Genomic DNA, 1,469 nt, shown 5'->3' on the forward strand with positions numbered 1-1,469 from the left:
CTGAGCGGCGGCGGGAACGTCGTCGTGCTGCACCACGACCTCTCCGACGCCGTCCACGGCAGGGTCCGGCGGGACATCCTGGACGCCTCCGGGGCGCGAGGCGAGTCGGACGTCCCGCTGACCGGCGACTGCCCCTGCTGCGCGCTGCGGGAGGACCTGCTCCCCGAACTGCTCCGGATAGCCGACGCCGGCCGGCACCGTTTGGCGGTGGTCGAGCTGTGGGGCGGCAGCGACCCGCACCCGGCGGTCGAGGTGATCGCCGAAGGGGAGGTCGACGGTCGCTGCCTGTCCGAGGCGGTGATGGTGGCCGGGGTGGTCACCGCCGTCGACCCGCTGCGGCTCGTTCCCCAACTCTCCGTGCCCGACACGCTCAGTGAGCATGCGGCGCAGACCTGCGCCGACGACACCCGGACCCGCGCCGAGGCCCTCACGCAGCAGGTCGAGTACGCCACCGTCCACGCGGTCCCTGCGGCGGGGGACGCTGCCGGTGCACCCGAGCTCCACGCCGGGCTGGCCATGCTCCGCCAACTGCACCCGTCCGCCCGTACCGTCACGCTCGGTACGGGCAAGCTGGTCCCTGCGGCGCTGGCCGGGTTCGACGTGCCTGCCGCCCGGGACCGGGTCAACCCGGCGATCGCCCTGCTGCCGTACCCACAGGACGAGGCGGGCGTCGCGACGCTGGTGTGGGAGCGACGGCGCCCGTTGCACCCGGCCCGATTCCACGAGGCGCTCGACCTGCTCGTCCCCGCCGCCCAGCGCAGCCGCGGCCGGTTCTGGCTCGCCAACCGGCCCGATCTGCTGCTCGGGTGGGACGCCGCGGGGGCGAGCCTGGTCGTCGAGGAGTGCGGGCCGTGGCTGGCCTCGCTGCCGGATGCCTCCTGGGAGCTGTACCCACCCCAGCGACGCGCCGCGGCGGCCCTCGACTGGGATCCGGTCCACGGCGACCGCGTGCAGCAACTCTGCTTCACCGCCGAGGGGCTGGACACCGACGGAATCGTCGAGCTGCTCGACTCCTGCCTGCTCACCGACGACGAACTCGCCCCCGGCGAAGAGGCCTGGAAGCAACTGCCGGATGCCTTCGACGACATGCTCGACCCGGTGGCCTGAGCACCGGTCGCCCGTTCAACACCCGTAGATCGGAAGGGGAATCACCCATGGCCGTACCCAAGCGCAAGACGTCCCGCAGCAACACCCTCCCTCCTTGCCCGCCGCCGGGCAGGAGGGGCCCATACGCCGCGCCCAGTGGAAGGCGACCGCTCCGGATCTGGTCCCGATCGAGATCGACGGCCGACGCCACCTCGTCCCCAAGCACCTGGTCCGCGCCTACCAGCGCGGCCTGCTGACCCCCGACGAAAGGTGACCACGGCGGGGGGAGGGCCGTCGGTCATCGGCCGGGGGCTGGCCGAGGAATGGCTGGAGCGGTGGGAGCGCCAGCAGGAGCGGTACGCCGTGGACCGCGAGGAGCGGTT

1 protein-coding gene and 1 pseudogene are annotated in these 1,469 nt (G+C 73.3%); both read left to right on the top strand.

Annotated elements, in window-relative coordinates; translation table 11 throughout:
- The coding region (locus tag AB0O00_RS39195) for a GTP-binding protein (RefSeq protein WP_363659445.1) at positions 1-1,107 on the top strand (1,107 nt) is incomplete at its 5' end.
- Positions 1,108-1,154: 47 nt separating this feature from the next.
- Positions 1,155-1,360: pseudogene (locus AB0O00_RS39200) on the top strand (50S ribosomal protein L32).
- Positions 1,361-1,469 lie beyond the last annotated feature (109 nt).

The sequence above is a fragment of the Kitasatospora sp. NPDC093558 genome (assembly GCF_040683475.1).
GTDB lineage: Bacteria > Actinomycetota > Actinomycetes > Streptomycetales > Streptomycetaceae > Kitasatospora.